This window comes from Niallia alba (assembly GCF_012933555.1).
Taxonomy (GTDB): domain Bacteria; phylum Bacillota; class Bacilli; order Bacillales; family Cytobacillaceae; genus Niallia; species Niallia alba.
On record NZ_JABBPK010000001.1, the window covers coordinates 2,355,508 to 2,381,315 of the forward strand.

Here is a 25,808-nt window from a genome sequence, read left to right on the forward strand (position 1 = left end):
AGAAAAGTAAGTTATAATGAAAACCAATATATAGTAGAAAGCGGTCCTAAATGGATGCAATATTAGGTAAAGAAGTGTGGATACAATGGAGTGGAAACCTGATCGACAAATAAAAAAAGCAATCTATAAGCAATTAGCGGAGTTTATTGAAAATGGTATTGCAGATGGTTCCTTTCCTTTAGACAAGCCGCTGCCATCGGAAAGAAATTTAGCAAAATTGCTAGAGTTAAATAGAAGTACAGTAGTTGCAGCCTATGATGAGTTAGAGTCAAATGGATTAATTGAAAGAAAACGCGGCAGTGGAACAACAATCAGCAAGGATATATGGGGAATAACAAAAAAGCGTGTGCCTAGCTGGAATCGCTATATTGAAGCAGGATCCTTCCTGCCTAATGTACCTGTCATGCAACGGATACGAAAAGAGATGGTGGATCATCATTTGATCAATTTAGCTAGTGGGGAGCTTTCAGAGGATCTTTTTCCTTTAAAATCGCTACGGGAAATTACTTCTGATCGCTCCTATATTGGATCATTAGGCTATGATCATCCACAAGGTAGCGAGGTGCTAAGAAAGACCATTGCCCATCATATGGAGGAATATCGTGGTTTGCATACGAACCCGTCTTCTATATTGATTACATCAGGAGCCCAACAAGCTTTACATTTAATTATTCAATGTTTGCTTAAACCCGGGGATGCGGTAGCGATTGAGGATCCCTCTTATCATTATAGTCTGCCATTATTTGAATCAGCAGGAGTTAAAGCCTATTTTTTGACAGCAGATAAAAACGGCATAAAACCTGATGATTTAATCTCGTTACATAGAAAACACAGGATTAGAATGATATTTCTAAATCCAGCCTTCCAAAATCCAACTGGTGTTTCCCTCAGTCAAAAAAGGAGGAAGGAGATTTTAGAAATTTCTTCCCAATATGGCATACCAGTTGTAGAGGATGATCCATATAGTTTAACCTCTTTTTCCGGAAAACCGATATTTCCGCTGAAGTCGATGGATCAAAATGGCAATGTATTATATATTAGCTCACTCTCCAAAATTGTCGCATCAGGTCTTCGAATTGGCTGGATTATTGGTCCAAAGCCAGTGATAGAAAGATTATCCGACGCTAAGCAACAGATTGATTTTGGACATTCAAGTTACTCCCAATGGGTAGCAAACGATTTTCTAGAATCGCCTTCCTTTGCATCCCATTTAAATCATTTAATTAAACAACTTGAGAGCAGAAGAAATCAAATCATCGAAAGCTTAGATACCTATTTAAAAGGGGAAGTGGAATTTTTGATTCCGACTGGCGGAATTCATTTGTGGTGCAAGATAAAGCAAGAAGTCAACGAAAACCGCCTATTGGAGGAGTCTTTAAAAAAAGGAGTTATTTATGCTCCTGGCTCGACTATGGGTTCAAACCATCATTATATTCGATTTACTTATGCGAAAGAAATTGAAAGTAATATTGATGAGGGGATAAGAAGATTTGCAGAGGCACTAAAGTCTAGTAGAGAATAGTGGTGGAAAGATGCAGGGAGTAAAGACTTGCATCTTATTTTTATTTTTTGAAAGTGGATGGTTAATTTATATGTCAATTGGATGGTCAATATCGAGAAGAAATTTAGTACTATTAATAATGTAGAAAACATTAATTGAATACGTAATGGAGTGAATTTAGATGACTTGGATTTCTATCATAGCATTAGTGTTATTTTGTATAATAAAAATTTTAATGACATGCTTACCAACTGGAGTGGTAGATTGGCTATTGGATAAGTATAGGCTCCATTTGAGACTTAATAACCTAGAAACAGAAATAATCTACAACGAAATGAAGGTAGATGGGGAAAATAAAGAGAAGATAATAAAAGTATTTAATGAAGCGGTAGTCAGAGAAAAATATAGTCTATATCCAGGAAGTGAAGAAACATACCTCCATTCAAATAACGCTGAGTATTCCCTCATTATTCATACGAAAAAAGGAAATAAGAATATAAAATTATTTTTAAATAGTTATAAGGATCATGTGGATATTGTGAAAAAATACAAAAATAAAATAGTCGCGTATAGCACCTATCCTCTTCATTTAGATATTTTAAATAAAAAATAGAATTTGATTGATACAAGATTATAACTACCGGTTTGGTAGTTTCAGACTGTAGACAAACTCCCATATTTTAGAGACAGAGGTTTATATATATATTTTTTTATTAATCTCTTCGAATAAGGTGTTGCTTTCCGCTACAGGGGTTCGCTTTCCGTGGGGCTCGCGCTGAGCCGCTTCGGCCTTGCAGTGCACCCCACTTATTGGACACAATAAGTGGGGTGTTTTTTGTATGAAGAAAAAGGAAAAATGGACAGCAGAAGGAAAGTTGTTTGTTGTTCAACTATATGAGAGTGGAAAATATTCTTTTGCTGAAGTAGCGAAACAGATGGGGATTGATCGAAAATCTGTTTCGAAGTGGGTAAAATTATACCGGACGTACGGAATAGAAGCTTTAATCCCTAGGAATAGTTGCGCTTTTTATGAGCCCTCGTTTAAACTAGAGGTACTAAAATATCGTGAAGAAACAGGGGCATCTTATCTTACGACAGCTATTCGCTTTAATCTTTCTTCTCCCTATACAATCCAGCGTTGGGAGGAGCAGTATAACCTGGTGGGAGTAAAAGCCTTTGTTTCCAAGAAAGAAGGAACATCTGCCATGCCAAAAAAAGGACCAGTTGAATCAGATAAAATGAAAGAACTTCAAGCAGAAATAGAACAATTACGTATGGAGAATGCCTATTTAAAAAAGTTGAAAGCCTTAGTTCAGGACAAGGAAAAATCACCAAAGAAGATAAAGTAATGGCGATCTATGAGTTAAGGCATAAGTTTCCGGTGATTAAACTACTAATGATAGCTAAATTATCTCGTAGTACGTATTATTACTTGGTAAAGAAAAAAAATCTTCCAGACAGAGATGCCAAACTAAGAAAAGAAATTACCTCTATTTTTAATGAACATTATGGTCGTTATGGCTATCGTCGGGTAACACAGGCACTTCATAATAGAGGCCTTTTAGTCAATCACAAAAAAGTGCAGCGTATCATGAAAGAATTAAGACTAAAATGTATGATTCGCATGAAGAAATATAAGTCTTACAAAGGGGGAGTTGGAAAGACCGCGCCTCATATTCTTAAGCGTAACTTTCAGGCTACTCAACCCAATAAAAAATGGGTAACGGATATAACGGAGTTTAAATTATTTGGAGAAAAACTTTATTTATCTCCTATATTAGATCTATACAATCAAGAAATCATCACCTATACAATCGGCTCTAGACCGACCTATTCCTTAGTATCACAAATGATTGAACAGGCATTTGAACACTTGCCAAAGAATCACGAAGGGTTAATCATGCATTCGGATCAAGGGTGGCATTATCAAATGGAGCCCTATCAAACTGCCTTAAAAAAACAAAATATTATTCAGAGTATGTCTAGAAAAGGGAATTGTTATGACAACGCAGTGATGGAGAATTTTTTTGGAATCATGAAATCGGAATTCTTCTATCAAACAGAGTTTGAAAATAAAAAGCATTTCTTAGAAGAGTTAGAGGCTTACATGTATTATTACAATACGAAGCGAATTAAAATGAAATTAAATGGTCTGAGTCCAATTGACTATCGAACTCAGACCATGTCAGTCTAAAATAAAATATGTGTCTAATTTTTGGGGGTCACTACACCTTTGGCCTGCAGGGTCTCAGCTGTCTCGCTAATCCCACAGGAGTCTCACCCCTTTCGCTCCAAGTAACGCATAAAAATAAGTTTAACTTATTAAAATTCGCTACCAGTTTGGTAGTTTTTTTTATGTGATTTTTTGAAAGTTGGTTTAAGAGAAAAAATGAACAAGGGAATTGGCAAAAAATGTCGAATTGTATAACTATCAATTATTTTGGAGTGTTGCAAATAATGGAATTTATTGTTGATAGTGAATGCTTAAATAGAGCAATAGCAGATGTGAATAAAGCAGTATCCCAGAAAACACCTTTTCCTATTCTTTCAGGTATAAAAATTATCGCTAATAAAGAATCTGTAATTGTTATTGGAAGTAATGCAGATATTATTATCGAAAAGGTGATTCCATTAGAGATGGATGGAATCAATGTGTTAGAAGTAAAAGAGATTGGCAGTGTCGTATTATCTGCTAAATATTTAAGTGAACTAGTGAGAAAGTTACCGGATAAAATCCATCTAACAGTTAACGAAAAGCAAATAGCTACCCTGAAAGTGGAGGAGGTTATTACCACAATTAACGGTTTCCAGTCAGAAGAATATCCTAGGCTTCCACAAATAGATGAAATGAAGCATATTAAAATGCACAGCACAGATTTAATAGAAATGATTAAACAGACAGCTTTTGCTGTATCAAAAAGTGAAGCGAGACCAGTTTTATCTGGTGTTAATATGTTATTTAAAGATAGTAAACTTACATGCATTGCTACAAATTCACATCGCTTAGCATGGAAAGAGCTTACCATCGATTCTCATGTAAGTGGTTCTTTTATCGTTCCAAGTAAGAGCCTCATGGAGCTTAGTAAGTTAATTCAGAATGTATCTGGATTTATCGATCTATTTGTTACTGATAGCTATATTGTATTTAAAACCAATTTAACTTCTCTTTATTCCCGATTAATCGAAGGGAACTATCCAAATGTCTCAGGATTATTCCCTAAAAATGCAAGGACTATAATTACGGTCAATACAAAGCAATTTTTAAAAGGCGTGGATCGAGCTTGTCTTTTTGCAAGTGAATGGAAGAATAACAATGTCTATTTGGAAATAAAAAAGGATACGAAATTAAAAATCACCTCAAATTCATCTGAAATAGGGAAAATAGAGGAAACACAAACTATAAATAAACTGGATGGAGAGACAGATTTAAGTATCTCTTTAGATGGAAGCTTTTTGCTGGAAGCTTTAAAAGTAATAAAAGAAGAAGAAATAAGAATAAGTTTTGGAGGTTCAATGAGACCGGTCTTAATGGAACCAGTTGGGAATAATACGTCTCTTCATCTAATATCCCCAGTGCGTTCGTATTAATGACTGTACTTGGCTCCTATTCATTTGATTTTAAATTTTCTGAAACCTTTTTAGGGTTACGTCCGTAATAAATCAAAAAGGGGTAGGAGAATGTTATGCAAAAACCTGGAGTGCTTGTTATTCTACTATTTTTCCTTCTATTAATCTCTTGTGAACAGAAAGAGACAATAAAAGAAGAGAAGGAATCAGATGATATCTATTATTCTTTTAAGCATCCTGAGACGGGACAGGAATATCAGATTGTGCATGCTTATAAACTTTATGAAAATTATGAAAATAGAATTCGAGAAGATTCATCTAAGCCAAACTTTTGGCAGTTTGATGAAGAGGTGATAGAACCAATTGTGGATGCATGTTATCAAGATGCAGTATTTTTTGCAGGTAATTTTGACCTTACTGTGAAAGCACCAGAAAATATGGAAGAAATTAACGAAATCATTAAAATAATGGATGAGAAGAAGCTTAATAAGACGATTCAAGAGGCACTCCTTAAATCATCAGATTACATATCTTCAGAAAATAAGACGAATATATGTATTTTTCCTGTAGAAGAAGACCAAATTACCCATGGAATGGATGCGTGGGGTGCTGGGAAGATAAGTGTTTACTATAATAAGTATTATTCGGAAGAGTTTATCAAGACGACAATTGCACATGAATACAATCATAGTGTTTGGTTTGAGAAATACTATAAGGAAGATGAGGAAGAAACTGTTTTGGATCGATTAATTTTGGAAGGAAAAGCAGTTATGTTTCAAAAATTGGTTTATCCAGATATTGAAGTAGAAAATTTATATTACAACTTTAAAAAGGATTTTTGGAAGCAAATAGAACCAGATTTGCAGACATATGATTTAAAAAGGGCTTCTGAAATATTAAATGGAGGAGACAAATTGCCACCTAATTATGGCTATAGTGAGGGCTATAATATGGTAAGAACATATTTGAATAAACATCCAGACCTGACACCAGAAGAATGGACGGGACTTACTAGCCAAGAAATATTTGAAGAGGGAAATTATATAGAGCATTATCAGTAAGTGATTTGTAAAAAAATAAGTTTATCAAATAAAGAAAATAGGGAGAATTAGATGATACTAGAAGCCGTGATGTTACAAGTTAAGGAAGGCATGGAGTCGAAATATGAAGAAGCATTTCGCGAGGCATCCAATATTATTTCTTCTATGAATGGGTATATCTCTCATGAATTACAGCGCTGTATGGAAGTGAAAGGGAAATATTTGCTGCTTGTTCAATGGGAAACATTAGAAGACCATACAGTTGGCTTTAGGAATTCAAATGAGTACCAAGAATGGAAAAAACAGCTACATCATTTTTACGATCCATTTCCAATAGTGGAGCATTTTAGTAGAGTCATGCTTTAATCGGGTTTAGCTATCTCTTTAAATATTAAAATAATATAGTTGCATAATAAAAAGAGAAGTGGTGTATATATGATATTTATCATAACGATTGGAATAGTTATATTAGCCATTACTTGTTTATCAATAGAAGTGAAACTAAGAAAAGTGACAGAACAAAACAAGGAAATTATAGAATTATTGAAAAGCGAAAGAGATAAATAGTCTATTTAACATGTAAGACTATGTAGCTAGTCCGTTTATATTAAACAGCAAAGAAAATTAATGTACTAGAAAAAAATGGAGCAGATAATTGAAAAGTGGTAAATGTTTTCTGATGATGCCATTTTTGTCTTATACAGAGGGAGGAAACATGAAAGAATTTTCTGCCTATCATCTTGTAACAAACAAAAAAATGTCGCTTGGACAGGTCATTAACTTTGATGAACATCAAAAAAATACTTTATACCATTTCTTTTTTGAAAAAGAACAGTTAAATGATCAAAACAAGGACTTTATGCAAATTTTAAATAATCATTATACAAACGAAGGCTTACACCTTGATAAAGAGAATGCCGAAGTTGTTGTTCAGTATGCTGGGCACACAATGAGAGCGATAAGAGAAGTAATAACTGAAATGGTGAGACTGCAGGATTACCCCAATTATCCTTCCAGGTTGTCTTGTTTATATGCTGCGAAAAGCTATGATGAGGTTCTAAAATGGAAAGCATTATTTGATTCCTTTAATCGCAATGTCTTACAAATTGTTAAGCTTCGCGTGAATGGGAATTATTTTGAAGGGGATGGAGAGCTATTGCCAACAATTGAGGCTGCACCTTTCCATAGAAAAATAGAACAAGCTCGGGAGTATTGGAAGGGCAATGGGAAAAATGAACTTCCTGAGCTTTTGATAAATGGAAAAATTGAAGTGATGGAAATTATTCGTGATTTTACAAAAGAGGAATTTAAGTAAAAGTAACAAATGGAATTTTGATAGAAAAACTTTAGAGAAACCTTCTTGTGCAATGAACGTATTATTTATTAAATGGAAAAAATAGCAAAATTATCTTTCCCTATACATCAAACGATGAAGAATAATCTCCAAAAGGAATGGTGTTAAATGTTTAAATCTGAAATGGTAAACAGAATTTTTTCATTGGTTGGTTTTTGGATTATCGTCCTTATTGTCTTATCTAGTGATAATTCGATTGGTAGCAGTTTGATTTTTTGGGGAATAGTGGTTGTGTTTACTGCTTTTGATTTGTATAGGGTTGTGATTGCTGGAAAGAAAAACAATAGGGAAGTCTAAAGGAACGAGTGCATTAATCTACGAAAGATTAATGCTTCTTTACTATTTATTAATGGATAAGCAACCTAAATGATTGTTAGCTTATTTTATAGGGGGTTAGAAAATGGAAAAAGAGAAAGATACTCCGGAAATAAGAAGAGAAAAAATGCGACAAGAGGAATTGAAACATCCATCTAGTAGTATTCATGGCAGCAATCTCCCTGACTTAGTTGGCGGGTTAGGCTGGAAGGGTACTGGAATATTGATTCTTGTCCTCATAGTAGGGTTTATTCTTTATGCAGCTTTCTTTCAATAAGGATAGCATTTTTTGGAAAATGGCTTTTGTTTGTACTGTCAGAGTAGGTTAGTGGAAGAAAAAACAGTTTTTAATCGTATACAAAAATTATTAATTGTTTCAAACATTAACTCCTTGTTATATACTTATAGTTCATTATGTATGTTTTTGGCCATAATAAAAGGATAAGACTAACTAATGATAGATACGTAAATGGACAAGAAAATCGGAGTTGATTGTATGAGTAAAGCAAAAGGTAAGGGCGGAACAGGCAGAGGAACAGGGAAAAAGGGCTGGAATCGCTGGCAAGCTAGTGCAAATAAAAAAAAGAGTAACAAGCCTTACACGAGTAAGGGTGTTAAAAATCGCAATAATACAGAGAAAACGATGGATGGAGAAACTTCCCAAAAATAGTTTCTGTTTCTATATAACTTAATGGAGCGATTCTTCCATGTTGAAGGATTGCTTTTTTCTTATTCAAATTATTATTCATCCTCTACGGAAAAGCAGGAATCGATTATTAAAACTAGAATTAAAAGTGTAAGGGGATGATAAGCAATGATTAAAATAGCTTTAATGAATGCGGAAGAATATCAAACATATCTTACTTCAGCGATTAAATACTATGCAAAAGAAAAAGTTTTGTCTGGAAATTGGAAACAGGAAGAAGCCATAAGCAAGGCGGAAGCGGAATATACAAAACTTTTGCCTCAAGGAGAGAAGACGGAACGAAATTTCTTATATACCATTCGAAAGGATGACGAGGCAGTTGGCGTTATATGGCTTGCGCAAAAGTCTGAAAAACTAGGATTTATCTATGATATACATATAAGTGAACAATACCAAGGGAATGGCTATGCCAAAGAAGCACTAAAGCAAATAGAGATTGTTGGGCAGGAGCTCGGATTGAAAAAAATAGGTCTCCATGTTTTTGGTCATAATCTAGTAGCCCGAGGATTATATGAGAAAGTAGGATATAAGACTACGAATGTGTTGATGGAAAAAGACATATAATTCTGCTGTTTATGAAAATCGTTATTATTGAAGGAGAACTTTATGAGTGAAAAACGAAAATTAGTATTATTTATTGCCACTAGCTTAGATGGATATATTGCCACGAAAGACGACTCTCTTGAATGGCTATTCAATGTAGAAGGGGAAGGGGATAACGGAATTAGCGAGTTTTATGACACGGTGGATACCATATTACTTGGTAAAAGGACTTATGATTGGATTATGGACCAAGAAAAAGGGGATTTTCCGTATAAAAACAAAAACTGTTATGTCTTTACAAAGTCTTCTATTGAGGATACAGAGTATGTAAAATTTGTTAATGAAGATGTCACTAAATTTGCTGATAAGCTAAAAAGGGAAGAGGGGAAATCCATTTGGATTGTTGGTGGAGGAGAACTATTATATTCTTTCATGAAAGAAAAACTGGTTGATGAAATCATTGTAACGATAGCTCCAACTATTCTAGGCAATGGCATTCCGTTATTTAAAGAGGGGGATTATCAATTAGATCTTTCATTAAAGGGAATGCGAACCTTCAATCAGTTTGCAGAGCTCCATTATGTAGTGAAAAAATAATTAATAAAATGGCTAATTAAAGCGTTGCTACAGTATGTGGTAATGCTTTTTTGCCTATAGTTTGACAAAAAAAGAGAACTCCCATAACTTTGGAAGTTCTGTGTAAAGCGGATTTTATGATTGCAGATTTTGAAAAAGGGAGATGGTCAGAATAATGGTTGATAAAGTACCTGCAGACATTAAAGTGATTACTTTACGTCTGTTTTTCTGTTTGTTCTTCACTTCTGAAGATTTTACAAGATCTCGAGATAACGTACTCCATATAACGATCGATACGATTGCTATTAGTAAAAGGAACATAATATCACCCCCAAGTTTAGAATTCCATTAATTGAATAATTTGAATTCGGATAATTTTAGTGTAACATAGGTGTCTGTATTTTGCATTTTCCTATAAAAAAAGTGCTTACTCGCTTTCTCCGTTATTCTTTCACACCAATCACTCGAAGCCTTTTATAGTCTGCCATCCATTTTCCTTTTATATATAATATATCTTTTACATTTTCTTCAACCTTTGAAATGATGTCGTTCTTATCATCTAGAGGAATATCATGAAACAGCTGATCTCCAAACATTGCTATCCAATTTCTCAAGCCGTTGTCTCCATCTAAAGGGGTCGGCCGAACGAAGTGTTGCGCAAAGGTAACCCTAAATCCGACTTTTTCCATTAAATGTGAATACTCCCCGATACTTGGATAAAACCAAGGGAATTGTTCTTCGCTAAACGGAAATCCTGCTTGTTTTATTTGACGGATAATTTCATTTGTTATTGTTTGAACATTGCCTTTTCCGCCAAATTCGGCAATAAATTTTCCTCCTTTTTTTAAACTTTGATAGATACCTTCTAAAGCTTGGATAGGAGGGTGTACCCAGTGTAGAGTCGCATTAGAGAATACTGCATCAAATTCGCTAGGAAAATGTAGGCTTGTTGCATCTTGAACCATGAATTTTAAATGAGGGTATTTGTTGTGTGCTTGCTTCACCATATTTTCCGATTTATCGATACCTAAAGTCTCAGCACCAAAACTATGAATGGTGTTCGTCAAATCACCCGTTCCACACCCAAGATCAAGGATTTTTTCTCCTTGTGTTGGATTCAATAATTCGATTAAATTATTCCCGAATTTCGAAACAAACGAATGTTTATCATCATATAAATCTGCATTCCAATTGTCTTTTGCATTTTGAGAAGATTCCATTTCTACACTCTCCCTATGTATATATTTGTAAGTTGAATTATAATGGAAAATATTGATAAAGGGAATTAGTATAATGATAGATGTGGGATTTATTTTAAATAGGAAGCTTTCCTAGAGTTTTTAATTGTGAGTTATTTCCACACTTATAATTTTCTTAACAAGGTAGCTTTTCAATTTCTATGCAATTTGTTTATTAAAATGGAGTTGTTCATATGAAAAACATTCACAGTTCCGTCATAACTCATCGACCTGAAATTTTTGCTACACGCTATAATTAATCTGGAAAACATAATCTTTCTGGAGATGATTCTATGATTGCCAAACAACGGAAGTCTATTGCTTGTTACTTGTTAATCTTTTTACACGTTTTTCTAGGAATAGGTGCTCTTTTTGGTGGAGGTTTATTGATTATTTATCCTGATGGGTCACTTCTGTCAATGTCAACGGATATTTTGCAAACTAGCCCCTTTGATGATTTTCTGATTCCAGGTCTTATATTATTTTTTGCGTTGGGAATTCTTCCAATCATTACTGCCATTTTTCTTATCTCTGTAAAGTCGTTAAAAATTGCCGAAAAGCTCAGCCTGTATAAAGAATTACATTGGTCATGGAATAGTTCGTTGTACATTGGTTTTATCTTAATTATTTGGATAACTGTCGAAGTTTATATGATTCAAGGAGTTGCTTTAATTCATGTGTTCTATATCTTCCTAGGAATCTCCATTGAGTATATTACTCTACTTCCGTCTGTTAAAAAGCATTACACAAACAATTGTATAAAAAGTCAGTAGCTTAATTTATTTCTAGGCTTTGTTCTAACTGATTGTTGATTTTACTGTGTTTGAAAAATAAACGAAATAATTCCGGTTAAATTAGAAATTACACGCATTTCTGTAAAAATAAAGGAAGTTTTTCCGTTTAACGTAGCCAAATCTTTAGATTTTGTGTTATTTTCAAAGTTAATCGGAATTTCTCCGCTTATATCTGCTATTTAGGCTCTGTCTCTATACATTAGCCGGAAATTCTCCGCTTATTCGTTCTCGCGCTACAGAAATCAACATTGAAAAATAACAGAGCCTATTTCTAAAAGAAGCTAACAATCAATCCTCCATTTATTTCATTTCTTTTCCATTAAAATAACATAGAAATTTGAAAAGAAAGTATTGCTAAAAACAAATGCCAGTGCTTTTATTGTTAAAAAGTCAGCTATTAACTAATAAATTCGGATTGTTGATTCCGCTTGTTTTCTCTTTGGAGTGAAACTTAATTTCGTTCTAAAACGTATATATAGATAATAAATAGAAAGATAGGAGCATGTTAATGGTGTTTTTCTATTAATTATGGCAGCCTTTTTTACAAAATATATGCCAAAAGGTAAAAATGGAACCGGAGTATTTAAAAGATAATGATCTAATAAGAAGGTGAATTACTTATGAAAAACAAAATTTTAAACTTCGTTGTTCTTGCACTGATATTATCAGCAATGGTGATTAATAATTTAGAAGGACTTCATCCTTTCAAAATGATAGTTAATAATGTTGCGATGGGGATTTTAATTTTGATTGGTAGTGACCATCTTTATAGGCATTTGAAGCGAAGTAAAACGCAATAAAAAAATAAGGTTTTTTCATAAAAGCTTACATATCTAACCCTAAAATCTAAACAACTAATTAGAGGTGTTTATGATGATCAATCTATTAGAAACAATCAATCAATTATCGTTGGTATTGCTATTACTATGCACGTTTTTCTATTATTGGCATTTAAAAAAGAATAAAAAGAAAAGAAAACTAACAACTTTTGAGTTTTGGATGTTTTTCACTATTAAACTAGCAATTTTTGTTGCCGCAGGTAGTTATGTTCTTCTTTTCTTAGATCGAAATTATGGATAGAAATTCAACAAATGAATAGAGTGTGAAAGAACATTCTTAAATAGGGGGAGCGTTATGGAAAAGAGCTATAATGTATGGTCATTTTATTTAATCCTAGTTTGTTTAGTCTTGGGAGCATACTCCTTGTATTCAAATATTAACAACACTTGGTTGATTGCACCTCCCAATTATATTTTGCTTATCTTTAGTCTAGCTGCTTTTATTTTCGGCATTATTGGTTTTAAAGATAAAAGAAATAGGCACACAAAAACAAGAAGCTGGGTAACGGTCATTTTATCTTCTATCTTGTCGATCGCATTTCTACTTGCAACACTGTTTGTAATATTTGCCTCAGGATTTGGAGCAAATAAACATCTGGAAACCGTACAATCTCCTGATGGAACGAACACCATTGATTTTTATCAATATGATGCCGGGGCAATGGGGTCATTTGGAGTTAGGGGAGAATTAAACGGTCCACTATGGTTTAAAAAGAGAATTTATTATCAAGATAATATCGAACATGTAGAGGTTAAGTGGGAAAATGAACATACCGTTTCGATTAACAATCATCTGTTAGATTTGAAAAAAGGAGAAGGATACGGATATTAAATCAATGAGCAATATGTTATTCTTGTACCTTTATCTGAAAGCAGAAATTTTGCAACCATTTACGAAATCCATTAAGCTGAAAGTAAGATTATCTACATTCTTATATTGGAATAGTATATAGGAAAGTAAAAATAAGTAGGAGATGGCAAGATGAAGGTAACAATCACAGATGCGGCTGTTGAAAAATTTCGTAGCTATAAAGTTCCTGAAGGTGCAGTTTATAGGTTAAACACAATCTTTAGTGGTGGCTGCAGCTATGTTTATAATTTTGATTTAGCGGTTGATTTTCCACAAGAAGATGATACAGCCTTTGAAGATAATGGTTTAACGATTTATTTAGATCCATTAACGATTAAGCATATTAATGAGGATTTGAAATTTGATTATGTACAGGGAAAAGGATTTCGCTTAATTGGCGCAAGTGAAATTTATTCTTTCCATTTGGAAGTAAAACAAAAAGCGAATTAATAAAGGGAAGAATCAGGTACTCTAATAGGTGCCTGTTTTTTATATTTTAAGCGGATATATGATTTGATTTATCCTATTGTTTTTAAAAAGCTGTAAAAATAAATTAATTGAAACATTTCCTCCGTTCACTCGTATACTCAATGAAAGAGAGGGATTATTAGAAAATGGTTATGTATTTCATAATGCTCTTACTTGGAGCTTTATTCGTTTTTTGGTCATTATATTACATAGTTGCTATGTACTTCGATAAAGAGTTTCCCTTAATGAAAGCAGCAAAAACTATAGGTGTCTTGTTATTAGGTATTTTGCTGTTAACTTTCACTTTGCCAAGCCTAAAATATATGCTGTTTAAAGAATACGATGTGGTGAAAGGAGAGTGTGTTATCGACATAGATTCATCAGGTCGCTCTGCTGAAGCAATCTTCAAAATGCTAGATACAGACGAAATATTTACATTTGCTGATATTCCTAAACTGGATGCATATGGTAAGAAAGTGCCTTATTCTTGTACAATGACAGTCACGAAAGATCATAAATGGGAAATAGGCTATAAAATATACGATATCGATACAAAAAAGCTCATTTTAACTAGTGAATAACTCACTATTCTCCTGTTAAATGGAATGAAGAAATAATAGTGCCTTCCTAAAAAAACGGGAAGTAAATCGAAAAAGGATTATTGAATGTAATTGTCGAACTATTACAGACTTAGCTGTTCTAAAACTCTCCATAAAGTGGGAGATGTCTATTTATAGAAAAAAACAAATAAGGAAGTGAAGCATCTTGATTAAATACAAATCGTTCCATCATGTAAGTCTTACAGTCACGGATTTGGAAAAAGCCAAATATTTTTATGAGAAAATTCTTTGTTTAAAAGAATTAAAACGTCCTGATTTTGATTTTCCAGGTGCATGGTATCAAATAGAGAATCAGCAACTTCACTTAATTGTATATCCTGAGTCGCAAACCATTCGAACAAATAAAACGCTAAATAGCAAAGAAGGGCACTTTGCGCTTCGCGTAGAAAACTACTATGATACGCTGAATTGGTTAAAGCAGAATAATGTAGAAATCGTTGAAAAACCATATGGTGTAAGTGGATTTGCTCAGATTTTCTGTGCGGACCCCGATGGTAATTTAATCGAATTAAATGTCGATCAGAAGGATTTATAAGATAGAGGGGATATATTCTCATTTCCTTTCAAAGGTATGTTTACAACAATTTCGATATTTTTTTGATAGCAGTAGTAATGAAAAATATCAATATTAACGTTTTCTTTTACCTTTACAAACAGGAAATACCTTGTTATCATAGGAATAATTTAAATCCAAAAAATAGCAAAAGCGATGAAGAGAAGAGTAAATAACCTAATTCTTTAAAGAGAGCTCCAGCTGCTGAAAAGGAGTAAGAATTACTTATTGAACCAAGACTCTGAGCATTCACATTGGAACTTATGTTGAAGGGATAGTGTGACAGGTGCTCCTGTTATAGAGCTAGGGTATAAGTAGATAACTACCGTACCTGAAGAGTTTAATATGGTGACATATTAATAAACTGAGGTGGCACCACGGATATAAAATCTCGTCCTCAAGACTAATTGTCTTGGGGGTGGGATTTTTTTTATTGGATAAAAATGATTCTTTTCAAAAAATGGAGGAATTAAAATGAAGGAAGAGAAAGTAGAAATAGATAATAATTTGGAAAAAATAGTGGCAGAGGATTTACAAAATGGAGCATTTAATCGAACTATTTGCACAAGGTTTCCTCCCGAGCCAAATGGTTATCTGCATATCGGGAGTGCCTATGCAATCCATATGAATTTCATGATTGCTCAAAAATTCAACGGGAATTTTAACCTGCGTTTTGATGATACCAATCCTTTAAAAGAAGAAAGCGAATATGTGGATTCAATTATGGAAGATATTAAGTGGTTGGGATATTCTCCTCAGGATCGTATTTTTTATGGATCCGACTATTCCAATGAAATATTTAATGCAGCGATAAATTTAATAAAGAAAGGGAAGGCATATGTGTGTGAATTGTCCCCTGAGAAAATAAAGGAATATCGAGGAACGCTCACAGAATCTGGAAAAAATAGCCCTTATCGAAACAGATCAGTAGAGGAGAATCTCAATTTGTTTTTGAGGATGAAAAGTGGTGAATTTCCAACAGGTTCGCATGTTTTACGAGCAAAAATCGATATGGCATCACCAAATATGAATTTAAGAGACCCAATTCTTTACAGGATTATTCACGCCAGTCATTATAGAACGGGTAATGAGTGGTGTATCTACCCGATGTACGATTTTGCTCATCCACTCCAAGACATGATCGAAGGTGTTACCCATTCCTTATGCTCCATCGAATTTAAAGACCACAGACCTTTATATGAGTGGGTATTGACAGAGCTAGAAATAAAGGATGCCCCAAAACAAAGGGAATTTGGAAGAGTGAATATAACTGGCGTAGTTACGAGTAAACGGTATTTAAGAGAATTAGTGTTAGGGAAGTTGGTAGATGGCTGGGATGATCCAAGATTACCAACAATCCGTGGACTTAGAAGAAGAGGATTTACTTCAGAAAGTATTCGTACCTTTATTCAAGAACTTGGATTTGTAAGGCATCAAAGTACAGCCGACATAGCAATGCTGGAAAGTACACTTAGAAGCGAATTGAAAGAAAAGGTACCTACTGTGATGGCAGTCTTGAATCCATTAAAGGTGACAATCACCAATTATCCTGAGGATAAGACAGAACTTCTAGAAATGAAAAATAACCCAGAAAACCCTAAATTAGGAAATAGAGATGTCATATTCTCAAAAGAGATTTATATTGAAAAAGATGACTTTATGGAAGTACCAATAAAAGGGTTTAAAAGGTTAGCTTTACATGCAGAAGTTCGACTAAAAGGAGCCTATTTTATACAGTGTAATGAAGTGATTAAAGAGGAAGACACAGGAGAAATTATCGAGCTTAGATGTACTTATGATCCAAAGACCAAAAGTGGAACAGGTTTTTCCGAGAGAAAAGTAAAAGGGACAATCCATTGGGTGTCTGCTCTAAATAGTGAAATAGTGGAAGTAAATCTTTTCGATAAATTATTCGAAGACGAAACGATTGTGAAAGATACGGAAAAAACGTGGGAGGAAAAAATGAATCCTAATTCTAAAGTTAGAATGAAAAATTGCCGAATAGAATCTTGGATTAAGGAGGCAAAAATCGAAGATAAGTTTCAATTTTTGCGACACGGATATTTTTGCGTGGATAAACACTCAACAGAAAATAAGTTGATTTTTAATAGAATTGTGTCATTGAAGGATTCTTGGAAGGGAAAACAAAAATAAAGTGGAAATCGAGTGCAAAAGTTTTGCACTCGATTTTTCATAACTAGCAATGATATAGACTAGGGATTCTAATTTTTAATGAAGCAATAGGAGGGAATAGATAATGGGTTCAAGGATAATACACTCAATTATTGGTAATAAAATTGCAAAGGCTTTATCGATTGAATACAAAACAGTATTTTTGCTTGGTTGCATTGCTCCTGACGCTGTTTTTCATACGAAGAAAAAAACGTATCGCATTTCTTAATAGGTAAAGTAAGAGATTATACAAGAAGTGTTGGTTTTTTTGATAGGATAACTTTTCAGCAAAAAGAAAATGAATAAGCACCCTATTTAGGAAAGTATCGAATGCGATTTGAAATAATAATTCAATCTGTTTAACAATAAATAAAGAATAAAAATGAATAAAAATTTATTGTAAAACGATAAATAATGTGGTAAATTTCTATAAGATAATAAATAGAGAGGTGCTTTTTTATGAAAAAAGGAACAACACTTTTTTTAAAGCTAGCCGTGATTCTTATTGGAATTCCAGTGCTTGCTTTAGGTATATGGGGTGTGTTTGACTTAATTAAAAATCCAGTAAATCCAGAATATGCCCATATACTATATCCAATTGTAATAGGGATCTACGTATCAGCAATACCGTTTTACATGGCATTGTATCAAGCTTTAAGAATATTGGGCTATATTGATAAGAATGAAGCTTTCTCGGAAGTGTCAATAAAGGCATTAAGCCGTATAAAGAAAGATGCAATCGTAATTAGTATCGTATATGTATTAATGGTCCCTTTCATTTTTCTTTTAGCTCAAATAGAGGATGCACCAGGTCTCATTCTATTTGGAATGGTTCCAATTTTTGCTTCCATCGTAATCGCAGTCTTTGCCGCTGTACTTCAAAGACTGTTACAACAAGCGATTGATATAAAATCGGAAAATGATTTAACGGTCTGAGGTGAATGGAATGGGAATTATTATTAATATTGATGTGATGTTAGCGAAAAGGAAGATGAGCGTGACCGAACTTTCAGAGAGAGTTGGAATCACGATGGCGAATCTTTCTATTTTGAAAAATGGAAAAGCAAAGGCAATTCGATTATCTACATTAGAGGGAATTTGCAAAGCTTTAGACTGTCAACCCGGAGATATCTTAGAATATCGTAGGAATGAATTGGGTGAATAAACGGTATTTCAAGGGATTCGTTTCATGTATACCCGAGAGTACTGTAACGTATTGGAGAACTTTGAAATATCGAAAAACATTTCGAGAGGAGGAGAAATTAATGAAAATACCTTTTTTGTCTAAAAAACAATCAGAAGTACCTGTCCCTTATCTGAATGATATTGTACCGGAACATATTGCTATCATTATGGACGGAAACGGACGCTGGGCGAAGACGCGAGGCATGCCCAGAGTTGCTGGCCATAAAGAAGGAGTATCTACGATCGTAAAAATTGTTAAGAAAGCAGTCAAATGCAAAGTGAAAGTTCTGACACTTTATACGTTTTCTACAGAAAACTGGAAACGTCCAAAGCCTGAGATAGAGTTTATATTGAAACTTCCCAAGGAGTTTCTATCTATTTATCTACCAGATCTTATAGCGAATAATGTCCGTATAGAGGCAGTTGGTGATATGGAAAGACTTCCAGCTCATACGCGTAAAGCTATAGAATATGCAATGGAACGTACTCAGAATAATGACGGTCTTTTGCTAAACTTTGCCCTAAACTATGGAAGTCGGCATGAGATTTTAAATGCGATGAAAGAGATGTTTTTGGATATAAATAATGGAAAATTTTTACTGGAAGAATTGGATGAACAGAAGTTTTCAGGATATCTTTATACAGCTGGTATGAAAGAACCTGACCTTCTTATTCGTACAGGAGGGGAAATACGCCTGAGTAATTTCCTGCTTTGGCAGCTGGCATACACAGAGTTCTGGTTTACTGATATACTGTGGCCAGATTTCTCCGAGAAGGAATTTCTTCAAGCATTGGAAGTATACCGAAATCGAAAAAGAAGGTATGGAGGACTATAAGAGCGATATTTTTTGAGGTGAAATGGGGTTTATTTCCATTTGTTTTATAGAATTATTTAACTATCCTTAATAGTAACAAAATTAAGTGCCGATTAAAGCACCAATCGTATTTAGTATAAAATCATCAATAACAAGCTGCTTAAGTTTAGAAGGATAAAGGTCATCAGCTATCGAACTAAAAAATATAGGTACAGTGAAGGATGATGACAATGGAATTAATAAGACCATCAGCAAAATATAGTGAGCAATTAATGGAATACCGGGCAGCATTTTTACATGTTGGGGAACAACCATATGGTGGTACCTCTTTACAAAATTATGCTGACTTTAATGAATGGCTAGCCAAAGTGATTAATCAGGAAAATGGAGATAAATTGCCTTCAAATCGGGTTCCTGCTACTCAATTTTTGACGGTGATAGATGGGAAGTTAGTTGGACTGATTAATATACGCCATCGTTTAACACCAGAATTGTTAATGGAGAGCGGGCATATTGGTTATAGTATACACCCCGAAGAACGTCAGAAGGGATATGCAACAGAGCAGCTTCGTCTTAGTTTACAGGAAGCAAAAAAAATAGGATTAAAGAAAGTATTGGTAACTTGTGATAAAACAAATATTGCCTCAGCTAAAACGATTCAAAAAGTAGGAGGAATTTTAGAGAATGAACTAATAACCTCTGACGGTAAGGAAATTGTTCAGCGCTATTGGATAGAATTATAATGAATGGAACTGTAAAAATAGCTGGCATTATTGGCAGCTATTTTCCTATTTCACAAGTGGGAAAGTCGTGTTAAAAGTTTCCTGTAAGATTCTTACTGTCCGTAAAGGCCCGATTGGTTCAACTAACCATCAGTAGGGGAGGATGGAAAAACCCACTGATGGAAGTTTCACTTTATGATATGATTAATATATTTCACAAAAAGGTGGTAACGTAATGACAATTAGATGGGAAGAGATAACCTATGACAACTTAACTAACATAGAGAAGGTCTTTGAAATTTATGACGAAGCATTTCCTATTGAAGTAAGAGAGCCACAGGACATTTTCTATCAAAGTTTAGATTATGCAAAAACTAGGTTACCGAATGGATTTCGGTTCTTGGTCGGTTATGAAGGAGAACAGCTTGTTTCTTTTGCAACCGGGCACTATTTTGCGGAGGCGAATATAGGGTTTATTGTTTATATCGCTACTAATCCTCTAATACGAAGCAAGGGGTTAGGGACAAAAACATTAGTGAAAATAGAAGAATTATTAAATGAAGATGCCATTTCAGCAGGGAATGTTTCACTGCGTGCAACGATTTTGGAAACAGAGAAACAAGAAATCGTGCATAACGAAGCAGAAAAAGAAGACTGCATCAAAAGAAATCGTTTCTTCGAAAGAAATGGCTATAAAAAAATAGATGAAATTCAATACATACAGCCACCTTTAAATAACGGTGATAGCAATGTACCATTAAATCTTTTCATTAATAAGAATGATGTATCTAAAGAAGAAATCATTAAATATATTCAAATTATCTATAAAGAAAAATACTGCTTCGTAAATAGAATTGATAAACAGGTTCTTAAGAGTTGTTTAGAAATGATGGGGATTGAAAATGTCCACTTACCGAGCTAAAGAATAGTTTGTCTTAAACTCATGCATTTGGGTATAGTTATAGTTATATAACCACCGAATGAACTTGCAATAATTAACCCACTATATTTCTTAGAGGAGAAGCGCATGGAGAATAATGTTTTTGAACAGATGGCCAAAAGATACGATACAGAGGATAGAATGGAATTAGCGAAAGTCATTGTGAAGGAAGTAAGAGCAGAACTACATGATTGTAAATCAAAATCTTTAATAGATTATGGCAGTGGTACTGGTCTAGTTAGTTTAGAATTAGCGGATTTAGTAGATTCTATTTTGTTGGTAGACTCATCAGAACAAATGCTGGAGGTTGTGAAAGCTAAAATCATTCACAAGGAAATTATAAACTCACAAGTACTTTATTCCGATTTTACGCAAGAAACTCCTGAACTTAAGGTAGACATCATTTTAATGTCTCTAGTCCTTCTCCATATACCGGATACTAACAAGATTTTACAACAATTGTTTAATATTTTAAATAAGGACGGCCAGCTTATCATTATTGATTTTGACAAAAATGATAAAATAAATCATCCGAAAGTGCATAATGGTTTTTCTCATAAAGAACTGAAAAAAAAATTAGTTGATGCTGGATTTACATCAACTAAAATAAATACATTCTACTATGGAGAACGTATTTTTATGAATCAAGATGCTTCGATGTTCATTTCTAATAGTATAAAGTAAGATTGAAAAATGCAGATTCATCCATAGCTAAGGAGCAAGCGGAACCCCTTCCATGCTAATAGAAGGGGTCCCGTTTGTTTATTTTTTCTCCATCACAATAAATAAAACACCAATAACAATAAGAATCGAGCCAATCCAAAAGGTTACACCGATACTTTCTCCTAGAATAAGCCATCCAAGTAATGTTCCGACAACTGGTTGAAAGAAGAAAAAGATTCCACCACTCGAGGCGTTCAGCATTTGTAACCCACGGTTCCAAAGGAGAAATCCACCGGCAGTTGAAACAATCCCCAAATATAAGAGACCGCCCCAAATGGTTGGGTGTGTCCATCCAGACGTATCTATTACTTGTAACCTTGGCAACACAAAAGGTGTTAACACAACTAGAGCTACAGAAATGGAATAAGTCGTTACAACAATTTGTGAATAGTCACTTGGTAAAAGCTTTACAAGTACTGACATTAAAGCCCATGTTAAAGCTGCAATTAGAAGTGCTATTCCGCCTAATTTACTCGTTAAATCAATTTCCCCAATTCCAACAATAAAAAAAACTCCAGTTGTAGCGAGACATACGGAAAGCAGCTTTTTTATCGTCAATCGTTCTTTGAGCAATAAGCGTGCAAAAATAACCATAAAAGCAGGAGTGGAAGAAGTTATAATCGCGCCCATTTGTGCTGTGGACAGCATAGTACCCGTTTCTTGAGCAACAATTGAAATAGTATTTCCAATAATCCCGATGGCTATGATAATAAAAAAATAACGTTTTGCCATTCGCCATTTTTGGCGGGTGGCAAAACCAATGATAAGCAATGCCAAGATAGCGACTAAATAGCGTATCCATACAAGCTCAAGTGGGGGAATGACTGCTACTACCACTTTAACAACAACGTACATCCCACCCCAAATGCTGGCTGCTAATGTTAAATAGATTGATCCTAATATTGTGTTTTTCATTTTATTCTCCTCCGTTTATTAATAGGTACAAAAGCCCTCAACGGAGAAGTGTAGTCACTCTTCTCTCATTAAGAGCAGAAGTGTGCTACTGGTACATCATTTTCAAATAACGGATTCCAATACATGTTTATTTCACCTCTAACATTTTTCAATTTTGAATTTATTATAACAGAATTTGTTAATTTTAAGTTTGCTATTTTGTAATATATTAGATGGATTGTAATTTTCATGGAGAACGTCCTTCTTATACTCATTGAAACAGCAAGGAATCATAATGAAACTAATTGGATTAATAAACGTAAGTAGAATAAGAATCAATTCAAAAACCAATTGGAGGGGAAATGAAGAAAATTGTATTCTTGATATTATCAGGTTTTTTTCTATTTATGCCAGGAATGTGACAAATTCAAAAACTAAACAAGTTCCTAAGAAACAAGAATAACCTAATAATGGAGGGTGATAAAATGAAAAAAGTTGTTTGGGCTATCATTACTTTCGGTGTAATTATTTTTGTTAACTGGGGCTTGGCTAGCATTTTTCATAATAGTTTTATTGATTGGTCTTTGTTATCAGGATTGGCTGCTGCAATTATCATCGCCTTTTTTAACTCTTCTGGTGGGTTTACGTCTGATTTGGCTGATGCAAGGCTTCAAAGTGGCAATAATGATGAACATTGGGCTGCAAAAGAAGTACGAACAAAAATAACTAGGCAAAAACGTAGTTTCCAACCTACCATTTCATTTTACGTTTCTTTAGGGTATACCATTATCGCGGGAATATTTTCTTTCTTTTATTTTTAAAAACATTAATTTCAATTGGAAACAAAGTTTTGCTAAAGGAAGGTAATGATTGAGCAAGATTAAATGTAGTGAAAAGTAGCGTACATCTATATAGTTCATTCAAAGTGATCAATGGATGATCACTTTTTTGATGTGAAAATTCAACAGTTGGAATATTATGTTATTATTAGTATAGAAAAATATCACTAGTGTTGCATAAATGTTGTTAGAATATTCAGTTTAAATATGTCCCCTGTTAAGAGCCAAAAAAGTAAATACCCAACTAAAGGTGGATCCATCCATTTGGAAATTTTTTTACAATTAGACTTAAGAGACGACGACAATTTGTTTATTAAGGAATGGTTTTTCCTTCAATCTTTCGAAGCCAAATATGTGCTGGTTTCCACAAAGCTGCCCGTAAATATCGGCTAATTTGTAGGGTTTTTCGTTTACTTTTTGTCTCGATTTGTGCGAGAACATGCAGGCAAAAAACAATAAGTGCGATAAACACTTGATTCTGAATTGCCCATTCGCTTTGGCCGTAAAACTTTTTGATATGGAGATGTTGTTTAATCCATTTGAAAAATAACTCAATCGCCCAGCGTGATTTATACATCTTTGAGATTTCTTCAGCACTTAAATCAAAACGATTTGTGATTAAATGAAGCTCATTTCCTTTTGAATCAATCACTTTTAGAAGACGAAAGTAATTTTCGGCACGGTTTTGCGTCGTACCAATCAACACCATTTGATCCGACAAAACAGATGTATTCTCGGGTAGTTTAAAATCGTAAACCTCCCGTATGACTGCGTTTTTTCGCAGCCTAGAAAGGAAAAAGTAGCCGTCATCTGTCATCCGATCAAAGCGTTCGTAGTCTAAGTAACCACGGTCAAACACATACATACATTCCTTGTCATCAACCATTACTTCAAGCTGACCGCGGTCATGTTCTTTGGCCGTTGTCATAATGGCCTTTTCGGGATAGGATATACCTTTTTCCATAAACACAAGGCGTAAGTGCAATTTAACACCCGCTTTTGTTTTGCGGAATTTTGCCCATTTATGATTAGTCAAATTGAGAGGCAATGTGCTTGAATCAATGATTTTTAATGGCATCACAAGTTTCGTGTTGTGCGTTTTGGCATGAATTTGTGAAACTAAATCAAGGAAAAGCTTTTGGAATAAGTCTGGATTCATGCCATTTAAACGGCGTGAGAGTTGGGAAATACTGATAGAATCAAGATCAATGCCCTTTTGCAGTTGATCATCGAAAAGACAATCGCTCAGCGCATGCAGACTTTCGACTTCTTCTAGCTGCGCAAAAAGTAATAATTTTAGAAATGACTCTGTCGTTAGTTTTTTCGTATAGAAATCTAATTTCAACGTTTTCACGTTTTCTTCAAATAATTGAAGATTTATTGGTGAAAACCATTGTCCAAATGAAGTTTTTCGTGTAATCTTGTCCATGCGATAGTCCTTTTTAGTGGATTTGGACGGGTTACCACCTAACTTATCCATTATAAAGGACTTTTTCTTTGCATAAAATGATAAAATTGAACATTTCAAGTATTTTTAATAGTTAAATTAAATTAACGCAACACTAGTGGAAAAATATAACAGGTTTATTTTTTTTATAAAAAAATAAGGAGATAGCTATTTTAGAAGAGTTATCATTTGTTATCAAAATGGAAGAAGTTATAGTCAACAGGGAAAATTAAAATATCTCTCTAAACACAAAATCGATAGGAGTGTTATATAAATGGGAGAACCAAAAAATACTAAAAAGAAACGCAGCAAATGGATGAAATATTCAATAGGGCTAGTTGTTTTATTAGTAGTTGTTAGTGGTTCAATTGGTTTTTATATGCATTATATGGTAAAAGGAAGTAATGACGCCTTTGTTGCCGAAACGAAAGAGGGAGAGGTTCTCGACGAAATGGTTGGAGATAGTATAGATTATTCCTATTGGAATAAGGATAAGGTTATCACTACTATGCATAAAATGACTCACCAAAAGGTATACGCTACTGATAAATGGGGAGCGGTACAAATGACGGAAGATAGAGTGGAAAAGCTTTATGAAGTTGTAAAAAACAGCAGTTTTTCCAATAAAGATATCCTTATAAGCATATTAGATAAATGGAAAGCGGGAGATTTTAATTCTGTGGATGAGGATCATAATTATTTTTGGCAATATCAAGATGGAACAGTAGGGAAAGCAACCGGCATCATGAGTGAAGAGGACGAACAAAGTTTCATAGAAAGTACATTCGAATTATATAAAAAAGATGCAAAGGAATGAATTTCCCGTTTTCTTTATGAATGTTTTTCCGATAATTTTTCAATCGGTCCACTATGTAATATAGAAGAGAAAAAGGGACTTTCTCTTAGGCATAAATGGTTTATAAACCATATTAATATGGATGAAGAGTACTTGTATAAGGATCAGCATAGTTTCAACAATACTATTCTGGAATTGAAAGACATGAGTGATCAAACTCGTATAATGATTTGGGCATGCGAGAATTCTGATGAACAAACAGCGCAACGTTTTGTTCTTTCTTTACGGTGTTTGTCAAGATAGTTGTCGCA

The 25,808-nt window shown here is 34.0% G+C and carries 35 protein-coding genes and 1 other annotated feature; of the genes, 31 read left to right on the forward strand and 4 right to left on the reverse strand.

The genetic code is table 11. The features are described from left to right. Positions 1 to 85 precede the first annotated feature (85 nt). The 13 genes from pdxR to HHU08_RS11280 all read left to right on the forward strand — a co-directional run bounded on the left by pdxR (position 86) and on the right by HHU08_RS11280 (position 9,623). Positions 86 to 1,522 carry a MocR-like pyridoxine biosynthesis transcription factor PdxR gene (gene pdxR / locus HHU08_RS11225; RefSeq protein WP_169188470.1) on the forward strand — a complete coding sequence of 479 codons (1,437 nt, stop codon included), beginning with the start codon at positions 86 to 88 and terminating at the stop codon, positions 1,520 to 1,522. A gap of 160 nt (positions 1,523 to 1,682) precedes the next feature. Next, entirely contained in the window at positions 1,683 to 2,114 is a 432-nt protein-coding gene (locus tag HHU08_RS11230) for a YfmQ family protein (RefSeq protein WP_169188471.1), read from the forward strand. Positions 2,115 to 2,340: 226 nt separating this feature from the next. After that, a protein-coding gene (locus HHU08_RS11235) for an IS3 family transposase (RefSeq protein ID WP_169188472.1) occupies positions 2,341 to 3,695 on the forward strand; the annotation gives its coding sequence in 2 pieces (ribosomal slippage) (positions 2,341 to 2,791 and positions 2,791 to 3,695; 1,356 coding nt in all). 263 nt (positions 3,696 to 3,958) lie between these two features. Beyond that, positions 3,959 to 5,089, forward strand: a complete 1,131-nt coding sequence (gene dnaN, locus HHU08_RS11240) for a DNA polymerase III subunit beta (RefSeq protein ID WP_169189662.1) — start codon at positions 3,959 to 3,961, stop codon at positions 5,087 to 5,089. A 95-nt stretch (positions 5,090 to 5,184) separates the two neighbouring features. After that, positions 5,185 to 6,129 carry a DUF2268 domain-containing putative Zn-dependent protease gene (locus tag HHU08_RS11245; RefSeq protein WP_169188473.1) on the forward strand — a complete coding sequence of 315 codons (945 nt, stop codon included), beginning with the start codon at positions 5,185 to 5,187 and terminating at the stop codon, positions 6,127 to 6,129. A 51-nt stretch (positions 6,130 to 6,180) separates the two neighbouring features. Continuing rightward, entirely contained in the window at positions 6,181 to 6,474 is a 294-nt protein-coding gene (locus HHU08_RS11250; protein ID WP_169188474.1) for an antibiotic biosynthesis monooxygenase family protein, read from the forward strand. A 69-nt stretch (positions 6,475 to 6,543) separates the two neighbouring features. Next, on the forward strand, positions 6,544 to 6,675 hold the full coding sequence (locus HHU08_RS25445; RefSeq protein ID WP_263479848.1) for a hypothetical protein: 132 nt from the start codon (positions 6,544 to 6,546) through the stop codon (positions 6,673 to 6,675). A gap of 148 nt (positions 6,676 to 6,823) precedes the next feature. After that, on the forward strand, positions 6,824 to 7,423 hold the full coding sequence (locus HHU08_RS11255; protein WP_169188475.1) for a DUF2441 domain-containing protein: 600 nt from the start codon (positions 6,824 to 6,826) through the stop codon (positions 7,421 to 7,423). 147 nt (positions 7,424 to 7,570) lie between these two features. Continuing rightward, a complete protein-coding gene (locus HHU08_RS11260) occupies positions 7,571 to 7,759 on the forward strand; it encodes a hypothetical protein (RefSeq protein WP_101731331.1) in 189 nt (62 codons plus the stop codon). A 103-nt stretch (positions 7,760 to 7,862) separates the two neighbouring features. Further along, positions 7,863 to 8,054: a DUF6366 family protein gene (locus tag HHU08_RS11265; protein WP_169188477.1), complete on the forward strand. Its 192-nt coding sequence runs from the start codon at positions 7,863 to 7,865 to the stop codon at positions 8,052 to 8,054. Positions 8,055 to 8,273: 219 nt separating this feature from the next. Next, the gene (locus HHU08_RS11270) at positions 8,274 to 8,447 is read left to right on the forward strand and encodes a DUF3934 family protein (RefSeq protein WP_101731329.1); all 174 of its coding nucleotides are present in this window, start codon (positions 8,274 to 8,276) and stop codon (positions 8,445 to 8,447) included. Between the two features lie 144 nt (positions 8,448 to 8,591). Next, positions 8,592 to 9,047: a GNAT family N-acetyltransferase gene (locus tag HHU08_RS11275; protein ID WP_169188478.1), complete on the forward strand. Its 456-nt coding sequence runs from the start codon at positions 8,592 to 8,594 to the stop codon at positions 9,045 to 9,047. A gap of 42 nt (positions 9,048 to 9,089) precedes the next feature. After that, positions 9,090 to 9,623 (forward strand): dihydrofolate reductase family protein, encoded by a 534-nt coding sequence (locus HHU08_RS11280; RefSeq protein ID WP_169188479.1) that lies wholly within the window; start codon positions 9,090 to 9,092, stop codon positions 9,621 to 9,623. A gap of 114 nt (positions 9,624 to 9,737) precedes the next feature. Here HHU08_RS11280 and HHU08_RS11285 read toward each other — a convergent pair whose 3' ends face one another. Both HHU08_RS11285 and HHU08_RS11290 read right to left on the reverse strand, forming a co-directional pair. Continuing rightward, positions 9,738 to 9,923, reverse strand: coding sequence for a hypothetical protein (locus HHU08_RS11285; RefSeq protein WP_169188480.1), 186 nt, complete (start codon positions 9,921 to 9,923; stop codon positions 9,738 to 9,740). A gap of 122 nt (positions 9,924 to 10,045) precedes the next feature. Beyond that, on the reverse strand, positions 10,046 to 10,822 hold the full coding sequence (locus HHU08_RS11290; RefSeq protein ID WP_169188481.1) for a class I SAM-dependent methyltransferase: 777 nt from the start codon (positions 10,820 to 10,822) through the stop codon (positions 10,046 to 10,048). 311 nt (positions 10,823 to 11,133) lie between these two features. Here HHU08_RS11290 and HHU08_RS11295 point away from each other — a divergent pair, with 311 nt between their 5' ends. From HHU08_RS11295 to HHU08_RS11365, 15 genes are all read left to right on the forward strand, one after another. Beyond that, on the forward strand, positions 11,134 to 11,613 hold the full coding sequence (locus HHU08_RS11295; RefSeq protein ID WP_169188482.1) for a hypothetical protein: 480 nt from the start codon (positions 11,134 to 11,136) through the stop codon (positions 11,611 to 11,613). A gap of 641 nt (positions 11,614 to 12,254) precedes the next feature. Further along, positions 12,255 to 12,434: a hypothetical protein gene (locus HHU08_RS11300; protein ID WP_169188483.1), complete on the forward strand. Its 180-nt coding sequence runs from the start codon at positions 12,255 to 12,257 to the stop codon at positions 12,432 to 12,434. A 70-nt stretch (positions 12,435 to 12,504) separates the two neighbouring features. Further along, complete coding sequence (locus HHU08_RS11305; protein WP_169188484.1) at positions 12,505 to 12,714, forward strand: hypothetical protein; 210 nt, start codon at positions 12,505 to 12,507, stop codon at positions 12,712 to 12,714. Positions 12,715 to 12,768: 54 nt separating this feature from the next. Further along, complete coding sequence (locus HHU08_RS11310) at positions 12,769 to 13,305, forward strand: DUF5412 family protein (protein ID WP_169188485.1); 537 nt, start codon at positions 12,769 to 12,771, stop codon at positions 13,303 to 13,305. A 150-nt stretch (positions 13,306 to 13,455) separates the two neighbouring features. Further along, complete coding sequence (locus HHU08_RS11315; protein WP_101731319.1) at positions 13,456 to 13,773, forward strand: HesB/IscA family protein; 318 nt, start codon at positions 13,456 to 13,458, stop codon at positions 13,771 to 13,773. Positions 13,774 to 14,036: 263 nt separating this feature from the next. After that, positions 14,037 to 14,372 (forward strand): hypothetical protein, encoded by a 336-nt coding sequence (locus HHU08_RS11320; RefSeq protein ID WP_169188486.1) that lies wholly within the window; start codon positions 14,037 to 14,039, stop codon positions 14,370 to 14,372. Between the two features lie 184 nt (positions 14,373 to 14,556). Next, the gene (locus HHU08_RS11325) at positions 14,557 to 14,946 is read left to right on the forward strand and encodes a VOC family protein (protein WP_169188487.1); all 390 of its coding nucleotides are present in this window, start codon (positions 14,557 to 14,559) and stop codon (positions 14,944 to 14,946) included. 165 nt (positions 14,947 to 15,111) lie between these two features. Continuing rightward, positions 15,112 to 15,366 (forward strand) — a binding site (T-box leader). A gap of 72 nt (positions 15,367 to 15,438) precedes the next feature. Beyond that, positions 15,439 to 17,118: a glutamine--tRNA ligase/YqeY domain fusion protein gene (locus HHU08_RS11330; RefSeq protein WP_169188488.1), complete on the forward strand. Its 1,680-nt coding sequence runs from the start codon at positions 15,439 to 15,441 to the stop codon at positions 17,116 to 17,118. A 103-nt stretch (positions 17,119 to 17,221) separates the two neighbouring features. Continuing rightward, positions 17,222 to 17,365: a hypothetical protein gene (locus HHU08_RS11335; protein WP_169188489.1), complete on the forward strand. Its 144-nt coding sequence runs from the start codon at positions 17,222 to 17,224 to the stop codon at positions 17,363 to 17,365. Positions 17,366 to 17,595: 230 nt separating this feature from the next. Continuing rightward, a complete protein-coding gene (locus tag HHU08_RS11340) occupies positions 17,596 to 18,072 on the forward strand; it encodes a DUF2975 domain-containing protein (protein ID WP_169188490.1) in 477 nt (158 codons plus the stop codon). Between the two features lie 10 nt (positions 18,073 to 18,082). Then, on the forward strand, positions 18,083 to 18,301 hold the full coding sequence (locus tag HHU08_RS11345; protein WP_016205173.1) for a helix-turn-helix domain-containing protein: 219 nt from the start codon (positions 18,083 to 18,085) through the stop codon (positions 18,299 to 18,301). Between the two features lie 100 nt (positions 18,302 to 18,401). After that, positions 18,402 to 19,157 carry an isoprenyl transferase gene (locus HHU08_RS11350; RefSeq protein ID WP_169188491.1) on the forward strand — a complete coding sequence of 252 codons (756 nt, stop codon included), beginning with the start codon at positions 18,402 to 18,404 and terminating at the stop codon, positions 19,155 to 19,157. A gap of 203 nt (positions 19,158 to 19,360) precedes the next feature. After that, positions 19,361 to 19,879: a GNAT family N-acetyltransferase gene (locus tag HHU08_RS11355; RefSeq protein WP_169189663.1), complete on the forward strand. Its 519-nt coding sequence runs from the start codon at positions 19,361 to 19,363 to the stop codon at positions 19,877 to 19,879. 214 nt (positions 19,880 to 20,093) lie between these two features. Then, positions 20,094 to 20,780, forward strand: coding sequence for a GNAT family N-acetyltransferase (locus HHU08_RS11360; RefSeq protein ID WP_101731315.1), 687 nt, complete (start codon positions 20,094 to 20,096; stop codon positions 20,778 to 20,780). Positions 20,781 to 20,885: 105 nt separating this feature from the next. Then, on the forward strand, positions 20,886 to 21,482 hold the full coding sequence (locus HHU08_RS11365) for a class I SAM-dependent DNA methyltransferase (RefSeq protein WP_101731314.1): 597 nt from the start codon (positions 20,886 to 20,888) through the stop codon (positions 21,480 to 21,482). Positions 21,483 to 21,560: 78 nt separating this feature from the next. Here the strand turns inward: HHU08_RS11365 and HHU08_RS11370 are convergent, their stop codons facing one another. Next, positions 21,561 to 22,436: a DMT family transporter gene (locus HHU08_RS11370; RefSeq protein ID WP_016205168.1), complete on the reverse strand. Its 876-nt coding sequence runs from the start codon at positions 22,434 to 22,436 to the stop codon at positions 21,561 to 21,563. 464 nt (positions 22,437 to 22,900) lie between these two features. Between HHU08_RS11370 and HHU08_RS11375 the strand changes: the two genes are divergently transcribed. After that, positions 22,901 to 23,236: a hypothetical protein gene (locus HHU08_RS11375; protein WP_169188492.1), complete on the forward strand. Its 336-nt coding sequence runs from the start codon at positions 22,901 to 22,903 to the stop codon at positions 23,234 to 23,236. A 331-nt stretch (positions 23,237 to 23,567) separates the two neighbouring features. Here HHU08_RS11375 and HHU08_RS11380 read toward each other — a convergent pair whose 3' ends face one another. Further along, a complete protein-coding gene (locus HHU08_RS11380) occupies positions 23,568 to 24,683 on the reverse strand; it encodes an IS4 family transposase (protein ID WP_100525938.1) in 1,116 nt (371 codons plus the stop codon). A 292-nt stretch (positions 24,684 to 24,975) separates the two neighbouring features. Between HHU08_RS11380 and HHU08_RS11385 the strand changes: the two genes are divergently transcribed. Together HHU08_RS11385 and HHU08_RS25940 are read left to right on the forward strand one after the other, a co-directional pair. Beyond that, positions 24,976 to 25,518 carry a DUF6241 domain-containing protein gene (locus HHU08_RS11385; RefSeq protein WP_016205165.1) on the forward strand — a complete coding sequence of 181 codons (543 nt, stop codon included), beginning with the start codon at positions 24,976 to 24,978 and terminating at the stop codon, positions 25,516 to 25,518. Next, positions 25,519 to 25,800, forward strand: coding sequence for a DUF1835 domain-containing protein (locus HHU08_RS25940; RefSeq protein WP_169189664.1), 282 nt, complete (start codon positions 25,519 to 25,521; stop codon positions 25,798 to 25,800). Positions 25,801 to 25,808: the final 8 nt, after the last annotated feature.